The 15,743-nt window shown below is 59.3% G+C and carries 14 protein-coding genes; 12 read left to right on the top strand and 2 right to left on the bottom strand.

Features of this window, described 5'->3' with window-relative positions; translation table 11 throughout:
* Positions 1 to 2: 2 nt before the first annotated feature.
* Both AC1MEW_RS12795 and AC1MEW_RS12790 read left to right on the top strand, forming a co-directional pair.
* Positions 3 to 1,307: an Nramp family divalent metal transporter gene (locus tag AC1MEW_RS12795; protein ID WP_480426548.1), complete on the top strand. Its 1,305-nt coding sequence runs from the start codon at positions 3 to 5 to the stop codon at positions 1,305 to 1,307.
* Between the two features lie 27 nt (positions 1,308 to 1,334).
* Positions 1,335 to 1,754, top strand: coding sequence for an SRPBCC family protein (locus AC1MEW_RS12790; protein ID WP_480426546.1), 420 nt, complete (start codon positions 1,335 to 1,337; stop codon positions 1,752 to 1,754).
* Between the two features lie 14 nt (positions 1,755 to 1,768).
* Here the strand turns inward: AC1MEW_RS12790 and AC1MEW_RS12785 are convergent, their stop codons facing one another.
* Positions 1,769 to 2,671 (bottom strand): LysR family transcriptional regulator, encoded by a 903-nt coding sequence (locus tag AC1MEW_RS12785; protein WP_480426545.1) that lies wholly within the window; start codon positions 2,669 to 2,671, stop codon positions 1,769 to 1,771.
* A 237-nt stretch (positions 2,672 to 2,908) separates the two neighbouring features.
* Here AC1MEW_RS12785 and AC1MEW_RS12780 point away from each other — a divergent pair, with 237 nt between their 5' ends.
* Together AC1MEW_RS12780 and AC1MEW_RS12775 are read left to right on the top strand one after the other, a co-directional pair.
* Positions 2,909 to 4,009, top strand: a complete 1,101-nt coding sequence (locus tag AC1MEW_RS12780; protein WP_480426544.1) for an alkene reductase — start codon at positions 2,909 to 2,911, stop codon at positions 4,007 to 4,009.
* Positions 4,010 to 4,596: 587 nt separating this feature from the next.
* Complete coding sequence (locus AC1MEW_RS12775) at positions 4,597 to 5,529, top strand: TIGR03571 family LLM class oxidoreductase (protein WP_480426543.1); 933 nt, start codon at positions 4,597 to 4,599, stop codon at positions 5,527 to 5,529.
* Positions 5,530 to 5,887: 358 nt separating this feature from the next.
* On the opposite strand, the gene AC1MEW_RS12770 is transcribed toward AC1MEW_RS12775, so the two are convergent.
* Positions 5,888 to 6,811, bottom strand: coding sequence for a LysR family transcriptional regulator (locus AC1MEW_RS12770; RefSeq protein WP_480426542.1), 924 nt, complete (start codon positions 6,809 to 6,811; stop codon positions 5,888 to 5,890).
* Positions 6,812 to 6,985: 174 nt separating this feature from the next.
* Here AC1MEW_RS12770 and AC1MEW_RS12765 point away from each other — a divergent pair, with 174 nt between their 5' ends.
* The 8 genes from AC1MEW_RS12765 (at position 6,986) to AC1MEW_RS12730 (ending at position 15,721) form a co-directional block, all read left to right on the top strand.
* Positions 6,986 to 8,125 carry an iron-containing alcohol dehydrogenase gene (locus AC1MEW_RS12765; RefSeq protein WP_480426541.1) on the top strand — a complete coding sequence of 380 codons (1,140 nt, stop codon included), beginning with the start codon at positions 6,986 to 6,988 and terminating at the stop codon, positions 8,123 to 8,125.
* A 79-nt stretch (positions 8,126 to 8,204) separates the two neighbouring features.
* Positions 8,205 to 8,984 (top strand): enoyl-CoA hydratase-related protein, encoded by a 780-nt coding sequence (locus tag AC1MEW_RS12760; RefSeq protein WP_480426540.1) that lies wholly within the window; start codon positions 8,205 to 8,207, stop codon positions 8,982 to 8,984.
* A 1-nt stretch (position 8,985) separates the two neighbouring features.
* Positions 8,986 to 10,191: a CaiB/BaiF CoA transferase family protein gene (locus AC1MEW_RS12755; protein ID WP_480426538.1), complete on the top strand. Its 1,206-nt coding sequence runs from the start codon at positions 8,986 to 8,988 to the stop codon at positions 10,189 to 10,191.
* A gap of 158 nt (positions 10,192 to 10,349) precedes the next feature.
* Positions 10,350 to 11,393, top strand: coding sequence for a TRAP transporter substrate-binding protein (locus AC1MEW_RS12750; protein WP_480426536.1), 1,044 nt, complete (start codon positions 10,350 to 10,352; stop codon positions 11,391 to 11,393).
* Positions 11,394 to 11,408: 15 nt separating this feature from the next.
* On the top strand, positions 11,409 to 13,307 hold the full coding sequence (locus AC1MEW_RS12745) for a TRAP transporter large permease (protein ID WP_480426534.1): 1,899 nt from the start codon (positions 11,409 to 11,411) through the stop codon (positions 13,305 to 13,307).
* 28 nt (positions 13,308 to 13,335) lie between these two features.
* Positions 13,336 to 13,794, top strand: coding sequence for a thioesterase family protein (locus AC1MEW_RS12740; protein WP_480426532.1), 459 nt, complete (start codon positions 13,336 to 13,338; stop codon positions 13,792 to 13,794).
* A gap of 15 nt (positions 13,795 to 13,809) precedes the next feature.
* Positions 13,810 to 14,769 carry an amidohydrolase family protein gene (locus tag AC1MEW_RS12735; RefSeq protein ID WP_480426530.1) on the top strand — a complete coding sequence of 320 codons (960 nt, stop codon included), beginning with the start codon at positions 13,810 to 13,812 and terminating at the stop codon, positions 14,767 to 14,769.
* On the top strand, positions 14,762 to 15,721 hold the full coding sequence (locus AC1MEW_RS12730; RefSeq protein ID WP_480426528.1) for an amidohydrolase family protein: 960 nt from the start codon (positions 14,762 to 14,764) through the stop codon (positions 15,719 to 15,721). The genes AC1MEW_RS12735 and AC1MEW_RS12730 overlap by 8 nt, the downstream gene beginning before the upstream one ends.
* Positions 15,722 to 15,743 lie beyond the last annotated feature (22 nt).

Raw genomic sequence — 15,743 nt, 5'->3', positions numbered from 1 at the left:
CGATGACGACACAGACTTCGTTGTCGGAACACCCCGCGATGCCTGCCATCCAACCAGCATCTGTGCCTGTGCCTGTGCCTGGACGCCTTTCGCTGCTGATGGGACCCGGACTGTTGATTGCAGTGGGTTACATGGATCCCGGCAACTGGGCGACCGGTATCGCTGCCGGCGCTCAGTTCGGTTACAGCCTGCTATTCATGGTGGTGTTGTCGAGTCTGGCGGCCATGCTTTTGCAAACACTCGCCTTGCGTCTGGGCGTCGTTACAGGTCAGGACCTTGCCCAGACCTGTCGTCTTCGCTACGGCCGTCAAGCCACACTCGCGCATTGGGCAATGGCGGAGATCGCCATCGTCGCCACCGACATCGCCGAGGTGTTGGGTGCAGCGCTGGCGTTCAAATTACTGTTCAACCTGCCACTGACCATCGGCATCGTGCTGACCGCTGTCAGCACACTGATCAACCTGGGCTTGAAGGGTACCGCCAATGGCCGAGTACAGAAAATCGTTCTGCCCCTCGTGGCGACTATTGTCCTGTGCTTTGCCATTGAACTGGCACTGATCACGCTCGATACCAACGCCATGTTTCAGGGGTTCATCCCTTCATTGCACACAATGGCTCAGCCAGGGGCGCTGTTCATCGCGGTAGGCATTATCGGCGCCACCGTCATGCCCCACAATCTGTACCTGCACTCATCACTGGCCCGGTCCAATAGCGTCACACACGACGGCGAGCAGATAAAACACTCTCTGCGCCAGGTTTCCAACGATACGATCCGCGCGCTTTCAATAGCGGCAGCCGTGCAAGCTGCCATTCTGCTGGTGGCCGCAGCCGTCTTCTACGATAGCGGACACACTGAGATTGGCGGGATCGAGCACGCCCATCAATTACTGGCACCCCTGACGGGCGTAGGTCTCTCTGCGGTGCTTTTCGCTCTGGCCCTGCTCGCGGCCGGCCAAAGTGCCACGCTGACTGGCACCCTCGCCGGCCAGGTCGTGCTTGAAGGCTACTTGAAACTGAAGGTTTCATTGTGGAAACAGCGTGTGATCACCCGCCTCCTGGCCATGGTACCGGCGCTGTGCGGCATCCTCTGGATGGGCGACGCCGCCGTGGGCGATCTGTTGGTGCTTTCTCAGGTGGTGTTGTCCGTGCAACTGCCATTCGCGGTTTACCCGTTGATTCGTTTCACCAGCGATAAAACGCTGATGGGTGATTTTGCTATCTCACGCCCGGTCGCAGTCATGGCCTGGTGTATTTTCCTGCTGATCAGCGCCGCCAATCTCTGGTTGGTTACATCAGTCATTCTTTGAATGCCCTCCTCCAATACAGGTAAAAACATGAGAGAAGTCCACGTCTGGATTGCCATTGAACGCCCCATTGAACAAGTCTGGTCGCTTCTCGGTGGCTTTGATTCGCTACCCCGCTGGCTCAATGTCATCGCCAGCAGCACCCTCAGTGATGGCGGACGTTTGCGTCACCTGAAAACCGCCGACGGTGCGATCATTGTCGAGCGCTTGCTCACGTTCGACGAAGACGAAAAACATTACAGCTACGCCCTGCTGGAAGGCCCGTCGCCAGTCATTGACTATGTCGGCACGATGTCAGCGCAGGACGATGGCAAAGGAGGGACGCTGGCGTCCTGGTCCAGCACCTTTCTCGTTCAGGGCGCGGAAGAGACTGAAGTCGTCGAGCATTTCGAGGCCCTCTATCGCGCAGGGCTGCAACGCCTTAAGGCCGTCGTTGAATCCCAGGACTGACGACAGTAGCGGGTTCACCCGCGGTTCATGAAGGCTTGCAGACGCGGTACCATAAAGTCGAGGAAGGTCCGGATACGCTGGGGCACATGCTGCCCGCCCTGATACAGCGCATGGACTTCCTCGCAGTCATGACCGGTTTGTGCGAGTACCTCAACCAGTCGTCCTGCGGCGAGGTCCTCATCAATATGAAAGTCAGCCAGTCGTGCAATGCCCACACCGGCAATCGCCATGCGCCGCACGGTCTCGCCATTGTTGGCCTGCAGGTTGCCCTGGACGATGCGATCAATGATGCGTCCGCCCTGGTGCATGGGCCAGACCGGACTAGAGCGACGGAAATTGAAGCTCAGGCAATTGTGCTCGGCGAGGTCTTCGAGGGTTTCGGGGACACCGTACTTTTCCAGGTAACCCGGGGATGCAACTATCTTGCGCCGAGCGATACCAATCTTCCTCGCGCGCAACGTTGAATCACTCAATACACCCACCCGAAAGGCGATGTCGGTTCGATCCAGGTACATGTCAACGATGTCATCGGATAAGGACAGGTTGACCTGAATGTTTGGATGAGCCTCCCAGAAGGCCGGTAAATGGGGTTCGATCGCCAACGTGCCGAACGCTACCGACGCATTGATGCGCACTGTTCCGCGTGCTTTCTGTGCGCCTTGTGCCAACACTCTTTCGACATCATCGAGCTCCGCCAGCAATGCATTGCTGCGCTCGTAGTAAATAAGTCCTTCATCAGTCAACGACAGCTTGCGTGTCGAGCGCTCCAGCAGACGAACGCCCAGACGCAATTCCAAACGAACAATCAACTTGCTGATCGTTGATGGCGTCATCAGCATCTGACGCGCCGCTTGCGAAAAGCTGCCGGCATCGACGACCCGCACAAATACCTGCATCTCGCCCGCTCTGTTATCCACTTCGTTCTCCCACTCATTGATTAGTGAAAAAATATCACAAGCGACACTCGGCGATATGTCGGAATAATAGGATTATCAATCACTGATCTTGTGAAAAAAATTCATAAACAATCAAACTAGAGCAGTACCTATTTAACTTGTGAAATTGCCTCACAGATCATTTTCAGCCACGTCGGATTATCAGTCAGCATCAATGCGCCTACCTTTTTGAGCATCATCAGGAAAGGACGGGATCCCATGAACTCATTATTTGAACCCTGCCGAGTCGGCGCGTTGACGCTGCGCAATCGCATCGCAATGGCGCCTATGACCCGGGCGCGCGCGCCGGATGGTGTTGCCAACGACCTCACTGCGCTTTACTACAGCCAGCGAGCCAGCGCCGGATTAATCATTACCGAGGGCACTCCGATTTCGCGCTCGGCCGAAGGGTTTCTGGCCATCCCCGGCATCTACACCACGCCACAGATCAATGGCTGGCGAAAAGTGACTCAGGCGGTCCACGATGCCGGTGGCGTCATATTCACGCAGCTATGGCATGTCGGGCGCGTCTCCCATATCAGCATTCAACCAGACGGTATTGCGCCGGTCAGTTCGACCTCTCAGATTGCCCGCAACTCCCAGGCCTGGGGCATGACTGAGCGTGGCGAACCCGGACCGGTCGATGTCTCCAAACCCCGCGCGCTTAGCACACACGAAGTCAAAGAGGTTATCCGTGACTTTGCCCAGGCAGCCGCCAATGCTATTGATGCCGGCTTCGATGGCATTGAACTGCATGGTGCCAACGGCTATCTGATCGAGCAGTTCCTCAACCCGCTGGTCAATGACCGCACGGATGAGTATCGCAGCGATACCATTGAAAACCGCTCGCGCTTCTTGCTCGAAGTGGTCGATAGCATCATTGATCGAATTGGTGCGCAACGCACGGCCATACGCCTGTCGCCCTTTGGTGGCCTGTTCGACATGGGGCTATACGAGGATGTCGAAGAGACCTACCTGTATGTCGCCGACCAACTTTCCAAGCGCGGATTGGCCTACGTCCATTTCATGGATCAGCTGTCGCGTGGCAGCTCGCCGATTCCAGGCGACTTCCTGAAAAAATTTCGCAGCCACTACCACGGAATACTGGTTCTTGCAGGGGGCATGACCAAAGAACGTGCGGAGCAATTCCTGCGCGATGGGTTGATCGATATCGCAGCGTTTGGAGAGCCCTTCATCGCGAACCCTGATCTGGTTGAGCGCCTGCACAACGACTGGCCGCTTTTGATACCGGACCGAGCACTAAGCTATGGTGGTGGAGCCCAGGGTTATACCGACTACCCACGCTACTCGAAGGCTTGACGCTCGATGAGTGGGCTGTGGGCTCGATCCACCACCTCGCGAATCATAAAAGTCGATTAACGTCCGGGACGTAGCCGATAACTCTCGGTGAGCTCGGAATATCGCGGAGAACGGTCGAGTTCGTTCACCCGACTGTTCCCGCAGCGGTATCAGACGTCCGCTTTCAATTAGCTCCCGGACGATAAAATCGTAGGTCTGGCGAATTCACATACCGTCCCGGCGAAGGACACTATCCCCAGCACGTAGTCGGACTCGCCCGCAACGGGTAAACGCCCCTTTTTTTTGTCCAACGATTGCCCGCTCCGCACCGTCGATCAACGAGAGTGTCGTGCGGAACTGTTCGATGTAAAGCATGCCCACGCCAGTTAGGCTCGTACGCCGGAAACTGAGGTAGTAGGGTGGTTCGCACCAGTCCCTCCCCCATTATCGGTAATCGCTCCCTGCCCCCCACAAAGCAACTCGTCCAATAGTGCATTTAGATCAAAACTATTGTGCCTGTTGATGCATTTTTCTCCCGACCGTGGCCGCCGATACTGTCCGCATTCACCCAGAGCGCTGCTCTGCATTGTGCAGCCACAGGAGATCTTATGAACTCACACTTTCAACGTTTGCTTGGTTCCACCAATTTTTCCATCGGACTGGAGTTGCCCCTGGACAATGATTGGTCCAAAGCAGGCCAACACTCACGCGTAGCGGAGAATCGGCCCTTTGGCGTCCCTGACTTGAAACAACACACTCAACTGGCCCAATTGGCGGACGCCAGTGGGTTTCGAGCACTTTGGGTACGTGATGTGCCGATGTATGACCCAAACTTTGGAGATGCAGCTCAAGTTTTCGAAACCTTTTCCTACTTGGGATATCTGGCCGGCGTCACTAAAAACATCATGCTGGGTACTGCTGCGGTGGTGTTGCCACTTCGACAACCGTGGTTAACGCTCAAGGCGACCAATAGTATCGACGAGCTGAGTGGCGGTCGGATGCTATTGGGTGTGGCTAGCGGCGATCGACCTATGGAATACCCGCTGTTCGGTGTCGACTACAACCAACGGGGAAAGCATTTTCGCAGTGCCGTAGAATTGATGAAAAGCCAAGGCACTGGACGTCTGCCGGAGGGAGCTCAACTCCTGCCGCAGCGTGTAGAGCGCGTTCCGTTACTGGTTGCCGGTCTTGGCCAACAATCGCCCAACTGGATTGGAGAGCATATGGATGGCTGGCTCGCTTATCCTGGAACGCCGCAAGAACATCGTCGGCGCGTTGGACTCTGGCGTGAGGTGGGTGGTGACAAACCCTATATAACCTTCCTGCATCTGGATCTTGAAGCCGCCCCTCATGCGCTGATGACACCACTACGCTTTGGTGGACGCTGTGGGCGAGACGTACTCATTGAACACCTAGAGGCATTACGTGAGGCAGGTGTACAGCATGTTGGCCTGCATCTGCGCCATAGCGAGCGCCCCATCGCAGAGGTAGTTGAAGAAATTGCCAGGTTTGTTCTGCCCAGGTTTCACGATGCATCCTGAATCGTCGTTCGGATTTTTACTTCTACAACTGTCGCGCCAAGCTCGGTGGCGCCTACGCGTCATTTATGACGCAACTGGGGGTTTAGCTTGTGCTTTCTGTGCAACCCTGGGGGGGCAGTTTGGAAGACTCACCACAGGCAGTGAGCAACGCGGCGGTGGTAATCAACAGCGCAAGTCGGTTGGACACATTCATTGTTCTAACCTCGCGGTGGCCATCCATGGGCCAGTTATGGGACAGGCAAAATTCCGGCGAAGTATCGCGGCGCCGATCCGTGATAAACACCGCGCTTGACTCAAATCACAGTTTCCTGAATTGCACGAATGCACGGCTCCAAAGCCAGTCAGTATCCCGACAGCCTCACTGCGGATTTAACAGCGCCTCGCGTAACAGCCGGGCGGTTGGCGAGTCCGGCACGTTTTTACGCGACACCAGTTCATAGGGTTCGCTGCGCGAGGTGATAGGCAGCGGCAGCGTGGTGGTAAAGCCATAGCCGGAGCAGAACTTCGCCACGTCAGTGGACACCAGCGCGACCAGGGTCGGGTTTTCCTGTAACAGCGACAGGGTGGCGAAGGCCGACGTGGTTTCCAGCAGATGCACCGGAAAACGCAAGTCGGCCTCGTGGAATTCGCGCTCCAGCAGCAAACGCATGGGCATGTTGGCGCGGTAGACCACCCAGCGGTAATCCACCAGATCCTTGAGCGACAGCTGCCGCGCATAGGCGAACGGATGTTGGGTGCTGGCGATCACCGCCAGGGTTTCTTCGACGAAAGCAGCGCTCTCATAGAGATAGGGGGTGGTGCTGATGGTGGTGCGACAGATCGCCAGGTCCAGGCGTCCCGCGTCAATCTGGCTGAGCAAGGCCGCGCTGGTGTCTTCGACGATCTCGATGGACAGCTTGGGGTTGTCGGCGATCACCCGGCTGATCGCAGTGGTCAGTAGCGGCACGGCGCCCATGATGGTGCCGACCGACACCCGCCCGCCCTCGCCACTCATGATGCCGATGATCTCTTCGCGCAGGTGCGCGAGGTCGGTCTGGATCAACCGGGCATAGCGAATGACCGAGCGCCCGGCGTCGTTGGGCTCAAGCCCGCGGTTAGTGCGAGTGAAAAGCGAGGTGCCAAACGTGGTTTCAATTTCTTGCAGCGCTTTACTGGCACCCGGCTGGGTCAGCGCGACCTGTTTGGCCGCGCCCAGCAAGGAACCGTGCTCATCCAGGGCTATCAACAAACGCAGTTGCTTGATGTGCAGGCGGGACATGATCGAGTTCAGTGATGGCGTCATCAGAATTAACTAAAAGTTATAGAGGTATCGAAAGTTGTCAGTATCGGGGCTCGCCGCGACGGCCCTATAGTCCACCCCACAACCAGGCAATGCAATGGGTTTACCTGAGAGCGACAGCCCTCCTACCCCGGGCCGATTGCAACAATAACAATCCTGTATAACTTGTGGTGAATCATGTCCCTCATCAATTACGTCACCAAAATCCAGTTCGGCTACGACAGCCTGGAACATCTGGCCGCTGAAGCCGAGCGCGCCGGCATCACCCGACCACTGATCGTCACTGACGTCGGGGTGTGCAATGCGGGAATCGTTGAGAAAGTCATCGCCGCCCTTGGTGCTAGCCTCACACCGACAATTTTCGACGCCACCCCGCCCAACCCGAACGAACACGCGGTGCGTGAAGCTGTCGCGCAATACCGCCTCGGTGAATGCAACGGCATCATTGCCGTGGGCGGTGGTTCTTCGATCGATCTGGCCAAGGGTGTAGCAGTTTGTGCCACCCACGATGGCCCTCTGCAAAACTTTGCGGTGATCGAAGGCGGACTGGATCGCATCACCTCGGCCACCGCGCCGCTGATCGCTATTCCGACCACCGCCGGTACAGGCAGCGAAGTCGGTCGGGGCGCCATTCTGATCCTAGACGATGGCCGCAAAGTGGGTGTCATCTCGCCGTATGTAGTGCCGCGCGTGGCCATCTGCGACCCGGAACTGACCCTCGGCCTGCCGCCGATGCTCACCGCGGCCACCGGTATGGATGCAATCGCTCATTGCATCGAAACGTTCATGGCGCCGGCCTTCAACCCTGCGGCCGATGGCATTGCCCTCGATGGCCTGTGGCGTGCTTGGGAACACATCGAGCGCGCCACCTCCGAGCCCGGCGATCGTGAAGCCCGAATGAACATGATGAGCGCGTCGATGCAAGGCGCCCTCGCTTTCCAGAAAGGACTGGGCTGCGTGCACAGCCTGTCCCATGCCTTGGGCGGGATCAATCCGAAACTCCATCACGGCACCTTGAACGCGATCTTTTTGCCGGCCGTCGTGGACTTCAACGCTAACGCCCCGACCGTGCGTAACGAGCGAAAACTTGAACGACTGCGCCACGCCATGGGCCTTGAAGCCGGCGCCGACATCGGCGTCGCGATCGAAGCCATGACCCGACGCCTGGGCCTGCCAACCCGCCTGCGCGACATCGGGGTCGATGAGAGCTTGTTTGCCAGGGTCGTCGAGGGCGCGCTGCACGATCACAGCCACAAGACCAATCCGCGTGAAGCATCACCCGCGGACTACCTGTCAATGCTCGAACAATCGCTTTAAGCAGCCGCTATCCAACAACAATAAATCAGGAGGCAACCGCGTCGTCGGCCAAGCCAACGCCAACGCCAGCGGAACAATCATGAAGCCCACCGTCCTTATCGAACGGCAAGCGTCCATTGCCATCGTCACCCTCAGCCACCCAGGGAAAATGAACGCCCTGACCTTGTCCATGTGGCAGGACCTGGGTGATGTCATGAGCGAACTGTCTGCTGACACCTCCGTACGCTGCGTGGTGTTGCGTGGCGCCGGCGAACAGGCCTTCGCGGCCGGTGCCGATGTCAGCGAATTCCCAAGCGTACGCGCCAATCAGCCCCAGGCCCGCTACTACGCGCAAATCACCTCGACAGCCATGCGCGCCGTGGTCGAGTGCCCACACCCGGTCATCGCCATGATCCACGGCGTGTGCGTGGGCGGTGGTCTGGAAATCGCTGCGTTGTGCGACCTGCGAATCTGCGGCACGTCCAGCCGCTTCGGCGCGCCGGTCGGCAAACTCGGCCTGGTCATGTCCTATGACGAAATGGCTGGGCTGGTGGCGCTGGCCGGACGCTCGACGACCCTGGAAATTCTGCTGGAGGGTCGCATTCTCGACGCCAGCGACGCCTACGTGAAAAACCTCGTGACCCGGGTCGTGCCCGATGCCGAGGTCGAGTCCGAAACCCTCGCCACCGCCAAGCGAATCATCAATGGCGCGCCTCTTGTCGCCCGTTGGCATCGCCACGCAGCGCGACAACTGGAAGCCGGCGTCGCCCCCACCGTAGAGCAGATCGACAGCAGTTATTCCTGCTACGACACCAACGACTTTCAGATCGGCCTGAACGCGTTTATCGCGAAAGCCAAACCACAATTCGAGGGCAAATAACATGGGACCGCTGACAGGCATGCGCGTTGTAGAGCTGGCTCACATCATGTCCGGGCCGGTGTGCGGAATGATGCTGGCCGACATGGGCGCGGACGTGGTGAAGGTCGAGAAAGTCCCGGACGGTGATGACTCCCGCCGCTTCTCGCCGATCATGGAAAGCGGTGAGTCCGCCTCGTTCATGGTGGTCAACCGCAACAAGCGCGGCATTGGCCTGAACCTGAAAACCGACGGCGGCCGTGATGTGTTGCGCCGCCTGTTGCTGGATGCCGATGTGGTCACGGAAAACTACCGCGCCGGCACCATGGAAAAATTCGGCCTGGGCTATGAAACCCTCAAAACCCTCAATCCTGGCCTGATCTACTGCGCCATCTCCGGCTACGGGCGCAGCGGGCCGTTTGGTGAGAAAGGCGGTTTCGACCTGATCGCCCAAGGCATGAGCGGCATGATGAGCATGACCGGTGAAGCCGGGCGTGAACCGGTCAAGGCCGGCTCGCCAGTGGCCGACATCAACTCCGGTATTCTCGCCGCCCTTGGCATCTGCGCCGCCTATGCCGCCAAACAGAAAACCGGCCTCGGGCAAATGGTCGACACCTCTTTGTTCGAAGCCGGCCTGCAACAGATGTACTGGCCAGCGGCGGCGTATTTCGCTGATGGCACTATCCTGCCGAAAATGGGTTCGGCCAACTCCACCAGTGCGCCGTACCAGGTGTTCCGCACCGTCGATGGCTGGATTAACATCGGTGCCGCCAACCAGGCCAACTACGAACGACTGGTCGAAGCCCTGGCCGTGCCGCAACTCAAGGCCGACCCGCGTTTCGCCAGCAACGCGCTGCGCATGGAACACCGTTTGGCCCTGGTGGACATCCTCAACGAAGTACTGGTCGCGCGCACCACACATGAATGGATGGTGTTGTTCGACAGCCTCGGCCTGCCTGCCGGGCCAGTCCTGGACATCGCCGCGGCGCTGGCGCATCCACAAACCATTGCACGCGGTATGGTCGTCGAGACCGAACACCCCACCGAAGGCCGGGTGCGCGGCATGGGTTTGCCGATTCACTTCTCCGACATGGACAACGCCGTGCCGCCGACCAGTCGTCATGCGCCGTTGCTCGGTGAGCATACCCGCGAGGTGCTGAAGGAAAGCGGTTATGCAGAGGATGAAATCGACGAACTGATCAAAACCAAAGCCGTGGTGGCACTGGCCTGACACGCCCCCACCTGTGGGAGCGAGCCTGCTCGCGAATGCGGTGGGTCAGTCACATGGATATCGAGTCTGACGGCCTCTTCGCGAGCAAGTTCGCTCCCACAAGGATCAGCATCGATCGTAGATTCTTGAACAACTACAAAAACAATAAGGTGAACATCATGAGCCGTATCTTGACCGAGACTGTCAGTCGCCGATCATTCCTGGTATCTGCCGGCGTCACCGTCGGTGGCGCCTTCGCCGCCAACCTGCTGCCGTCCAGCGTCTTCGCCGCGACCAAACCGATTGTGTTGCGCTACACCAGCAGCCTGCCCGACACCCATCCGCTGAACAAACAGATGAAGGCCGCTTCAGAAGCGATCAAGGCTGAAACCAATGGCGCCGTGGACCTGCAGGTGTACGCCAACGGCGCTATGGGCGGCGATACCGACATGCTGTCCCAGGTGCGCGCCGGGGCCATCGACTTCATTCCGTTGCCAGGTGCGATTCTCTCGACCCTCGTGCCGGCGATGTCCATCGAAAGCATGCCGTTCGCATTCAAGGACTACGACAGTGTCTGGGCCGCGCTGGACGGCAAGCTCGGCGAGTACGTGCGGGCCAAGACCAAGAAGGTCGGCTTGATCCCGATGGAAAAAGTCTGGAACAACGGCTTCCGCCAGATTACCAGTTCGACCCGGCCAATCAATACGCCGCAAGACCTCGCCGGTTTCAAACTGCGGGTGCTGGTCAGCCCGTTGTGGACCTCGATGTTCAGCGCCCTGGGCGCCTCACCGACTGGCATCAGTATCAACGAAACCTACTCGGCGCTGCAGACCAAAGTGGTCGACGGCCAGGAAAACCCCTTGGTGGTAGTCGAGTCCGCGCGCTTCTATGAAGTGCAGAAATACTGCTCGATGACCGACCATATCTGGGGCGGTTTCTGGATCGTCGCCTCGGGCAAGACCTTCCCCAAACTGCCCGCCGACGTGCAGGAAATCGTCTCCCGGCAGATCAACGCCGCCGCGCTGATCCAGCGCCAGCAGGTCATCGACCTCAACTCCAGCCTGGAACCGTCCCTGACCGCCCACGGCATCACCTTCAACAAAGTCGACCGTTCATTGTTCAGGACCGACCTGCAATCGAAAGGCTTCTACACCCAATGGAAAGAAAAGTACGGCACCGAAGCCTGGAGCTTGCTCGAGCAGTACGCGGGTCAATTGTCCTAAGCCGGAGCCAAGGTCATGAAAAACGAACTACCAATGACGGACGTTTCTCCTGATGACGGACTCAGTCCACGGCAAACCACTTTTCGTCTCGGTCGCGCCCTCGATACCGGCCTACGCTGGTTGACCGAAGGCAGCGCGGCGTTGCTAGTGGTGGTCGAAGTCACCTTGCTGTTTTGCAATGTGTTCTCCCGCTACGTGCTCAACCAGCCGATCGTCTGGGGCGATGAACTGGCCTCTCTGCTGTTTCTCTGGCTGGCAATGCTTGGCTCGGTGGTGGCGATGCGGCGCGGCGAACACATGCGCCTTACCTCTTTTATCGGGCGCTTGCCTGCGGAAAAACGCGCCTTCGTCGATACGCTGGGTGCGGTGATTGTCATCACGTTTATCGGGCTGTTGTTCACGCCGGCCTGGGAGTACGTGAGCGACGAGTGGATCATCACCACCGCCGCCCTGGAAATCCCCAACGCCTTTCGCGTGTCCGCCATCGCGGTCGGCCTGAGCCTGATGCTGATGACCTGTGTCGCCCGCCTGCTGGTCAGCGCGCGGCTGATCGATTTCTCCGTGTCCGTGGCGATGCTGGCCTCACTGGCGGCGTTACTGTGGGTGGCCGAAGGTCCGCTGTTGCTGATGGGCAACTGGAACCTGATCGTGTTCTTCATGATCGGAGTGGTGGCGATGATCGTTATCGGTGTACCGATCATGGTCGCGTTCGGCCTGGCCACGGTGGCGTATCTGTCGACCATGACCGCCACGCCCCTGACCCTGGTGGTCGGACGCATGGACGAAGGCATGGCGAGCCTGATCCTGCTGGCCATCCCGCTGTTTGTGTTCCTGGGTGCCTTGATCGAAGCCATGGGCATGGCCCGGGCGATGATCCGTTTCCTGTGCTCGCTGATTGGCCATGTGCGCGGCGGTCTGTCGTATGTACTGGTCGGTGCCATCTACCTGATCTCCGGCATTTCCGGCTCCAAGGCAGCCGACATGGCTGCAATCGCACCCGCGCTGTTTCCGGAAATGAAGAAACGCGGTGAGGATGAAAACGAACTGGTGGCGATGCTCAACGCGTCCGGGGCGATGTCGGAAACCATTCCGCCGAGCCTGGTGCTAATCACCATCGGTTCAGTGACCGGCGTGTCGATTTCCGCCCTATTCACCGGCGGTTTCATGCCGGCGGTCGTCGGCGCAATCGCCATGGCGGCGGTGATCTGGTGGAAGAACCGCAAGGGCGAAGCCTCTACCGGCAAACGCGCCACGGGCAAGGAAATCGGTCACTCGCTGCTGGTCGCATTACCCGCTCTGGCACTACCGTTTGTGATCCGCACGGCGGTGGTCAAAGGCGTCGCCACCGCCACCGAAGTCGCCGCGATTGGCGTGGCCTACACCTTCATCGTCGGTTTGCTCTGCTACCGCTGCTTTGACTGGCGCCGGCTGTACCCGATCCTGGTCAGCACGGCGGCGTTGTCCGGCGCGATTCTGATCATCATCGGCAGCGCGACCGCAATGGCCTGGGCGCTGACCCAATCGGGCTTTTCCCATCAACTGGCGCAGGTGATGTCGACGGTGCCGGGCGGCGCGATGGGTTTCCTGATCATCTCCGCGGTGGCCTTCATCCTGCTGGGCAGTTTTCTGGAAGGCATCCCGGCGATTGTCCTGTTCGGGCCGCTGCTGTTTCCCATCGCCAAGACCATGGGCATCAACGACGTGCATTACGCCATGGTCGCGATCTTTGCCATGGGCCTGGGTTTGTTCGCGCCACCGTTTGGAGTGGGCTTCTACGCCGCGTGCGCCATCGCCAAGGTCGACCCCAGTGGCGCCATGCGCCGGGTCTGGCCGTATCTCGGTGCACTCGTGGTGGCCTTGGGCGTGCTGATCGCCGTGCCATGGATTTCCATCGGCTTCCTGCCCACCACCTGACTCATCCTTTGATATCCCGAGGTCTTTAATGAATTTCTCTTCGCTGCAAGCAGGCACCGCCACCGAGCGCCGACAGGTTGTCGATCGGGAACGCACCATTTCGTTCCTGGGCGAAGACTTGCGCATCTACGCCACGCCGCGATTGGTGGACGACATCGAACAGACCTGTCTCGACTACTTGCTGACCTTTCTGGATGAGGGCGAAAATACCGTCGGCGCGGCGGTCGATATCCGTCACGTCGGGGCTACGCTGCTGGGCATGTCGGTGAGCATCGTCGCCACGGTTACACGCATCGAGGGGCGCAGCGTCACCTTCAACGTCGAGGTGCGTGACGACGTCGAATTGGTGGCCACGGCCGCCCATACCCGGGTGGTGGTTAACGTCGCCAAACTGCGCAGCCGCGTCCAGGCCAAAGCCGAGGCCGCCGCTGCTGGCGAAGTCGAAGACGGCGTGCTGAGCTCTTCCCAATTCGTCGCATCGCGCTGAGCAAGGGTCGCCGTCATGATCACGCTGCACGAACGCAACGACCTGCCGAATTTGGCGGCCGAGGATGCCCTGCCGACTGTCGATGCTCACCACCACCTGTGGGATCTGGGCAAGGGGCGTTATCCCTGGCTGCAGGACGAGTATCACGAAGGGTTTTTTCTCGGTGACTATCACAGCCTGTGCCGTGATTTTTTGCCGGAGCACTTCCTGGCCCTGACCGAAAGACAAAAACTGGTGGGTACGGTGCACGTCGAGGCCGAGCGTGCTCGCGATGAGCAAGTCGCCGAAACCCGCTGGCTGGAACAGGTGAACCAACGTTATGGCTTCCCGAATGCCATCGTTGCCCACGCCTGGTTTGATCGTGAAGACAGCGCCGAGATTCTCGCCGCCCAGGCTGCCAAGCCACTGGTCCGTGGGATTCGTTCGAAACCGGTGACTTCAGAGTCACCGCTGGAGTCGGTTGCCGGGGCCAAGGGCACCATGCAAGACCCGAAATGGCTGGAGGGTTTTTCCCGGCTGGCTGAGCACAACCTGTCATGGGATTTGCGCGTGCCGCCGTGGCACCTGGCCGAGGCCGCCGACGTGGCGGCGATGTTTCCGCAGATCCAGATCGCCCTGAACCACACCGGTTTCGCCTGGGATCGCAGCCCCCAAGGCATGGCGCGCTGGCGTCAGGGCCTGGAAGCGCTGGCCTTGCAGCCCAACGTCCACATCAAACTGTCGGAGTTCGGCCTCAAGGATTCGCCCTGGAACTATGACGACAACCGGGTGGTGGTTCTGACCGCGCTGGAGATCTTCGGTCCCGCGCGCTGCATGTTCGCCAGCAATTTCCCGGTCGCGGGGTTGCGCGCGTCCTACGACACGATTGCCGATGGCATGGCCGCGATGCTCGCGCCACTGGGTCGCGCGGTGCAGGAAGCGGTGTTCGCCGGCAATGCACGACGTTTTTATCGACTGGAGGAACAGCATGGATAACCTCACAGCCATCGACTGGCGCGAACGCTTCCTGGCCAGCGGCGACGACGCGGATTTACCCATCGTCGACGCCCACCAGCATTATTTCGATATCGAGGCTCACTACTACCCGTGGTTGAACGACCGGCCGTTGCGAGCGTTTCGCTATGGCGATTACTCGTCAATCTGCCGCACCTTTTTGCCCCAGCACTATCGCTGCCTGACGGGCCACCATCGCATCGTCCAGACCGTGGTCATCGAAAGTGAATGGGACCCGGCGACACCGGCCGATGAAGTGGGTTTTATCGAGTCCCTGACGCAAGACGAACCGACCCTAGCGGCCATGGTCGGGCAGGTGTGGCTGGATCGCGAGGATGCGCCCGACCTCTTGCGACTGTACGGAAACCATCCACTGGTGCGCGGCGTGCGCCATAAACCCACGGTCACCAGCCGTGAAGCATGGCGCGAAGATTTCGCGGCGCCGGGCTCCATGCGCGATCCCCGCTGGCGTGAAGGCTATGCGCAACTGGCGCAAAACGACTTGCACTTCGAGTTGCAGGCGCCGTGGTGGCATTTGCCTGAAGCCGCCGAGCTGGCCAGGGACTTTCCCGACGTGACCATCGTGGTCAATCACACGGCGTTGCCATCTGATCGCTCGGCAGAAGGTTTGGCTGGCTGGCGCGACAACCTGGCGCTGCTGGCTTGCGAGCCCAATGTCGCACTGAAAATCTCAGGAATTTGCATCCCCGGCCAGGCATGGCCTGTGGAATCGAACCGAGTGGTCGTGAACAACGCGATTTCGATTTTCGGGGTCAGTCGCTGTGCATTTGCCAGCAATTACCCGGTCGATGGCGTGGTGAACAGCCTGAGCGAAGTGCTCGACGGGTTCAAAACCATCGTCAGCGAGCGTTCCCGCGCCGATCGGCTGGCGCTGTTTCATGACAACGCCCGACGGATCTACCGGCTCACTTGATCCCCATTTGAACAGCCCTTAA

This window comes from Pseudomonas sp. ASL4 (assembly GCF_056680395.1).
Note: the sequence above shows the minus strand (reverse complement) of the source record. Positions and strands in the feature narration are given on the sequence as shown.

Coding starts and splice junctions, on each gene's coding strand:
- AC1MEW_RS12760 (WP_480426540.1), top strand. CDS start 8,205: ATGAAGCCCACCGTCCTTATCGAACGGCAAGCGTCCATTGCCATCGTC.
- AC1MEW_RS12790 (WP_480426546.1), top strand. CDS start 1,335: ATGAGAGAAGTCCACGTCTGGATTGCCATTGAACGCCCCATTGAACAA.
- AC1MEW_RS12775 (WP_480426543.1), top strand. CDS start 4,597: ATGAACTCACACTTTCAACGTTTGCTTGGTTCCACCAATTTTTCCATC.
- AC1MEW_RS12730 (WP_480426528.1), top strand. CDS start 14,762: ATGGATAACCTCACAGCCATCGACTGGCGCGAACGCTTCCTGGCCAGC.
- AC1MEW_RS12755 (WP_480426538.1), top strand. CDS start 8,986: ATGGGACCGCTGACAGGCATGCGCGTTGTAGAGCTGGCTCACATCATG.
- AC1MEW_RS12780 (WP_480426544.1), top strand. CDS start 2,909: ATGAACTCATTATTTGAACCCTGCCGAGTCGGCGCGTTGACGCTGCGC.
- AC1MEW_RS12750 (WP_480426536.1), top strand. CDS start 10,350: ATGAGCCGTATCTTGACCGAGACTGTCAGTCGCCGATCATTCCTGGTA.
- AC1MEW_RS12745 (WP_480426534.1), top strand. CDS start 11,409: ATGAAAAACGAACTACCAATGACGGACGTTTCTCCTGATGACGGACTC.
- AC1MEW_RS12735 (WP_480426530.1), top strand. CDS start 13,810: ATGATCACGCTGCACGAACGCAACGACCTGCCGAATTTGGCGGCCGAG.
- AC1MEW_RS12795 (WP_480426548.1), top strand. CDS start 3: ATGACGACACAGACTTCGTTGTCGGAACACCCCGCGATGCCTGCCATC.
- AC1MEW_RS12740 (WP_480426532.1), top strand. CDS start 13,336: ATGAATTTCTCTTCGCTGCAAGCAGGCACCGCCACCGAGCGCCGACAG.
- AC1MEW_RS12770 (WP_480426542.1), bottom strand. CDS start 6,811: ATGACGCCATCACTGAACTCGATCATGTCCCGCCTGCACATCAAGCAA.
- AC1MEW_RS12765 (WP_480426541.1), top strand. CDS start 6,986: ATGTCCCTCATCAATTACGTCACCAAAATCCAGTTCGGCTACGACAGC.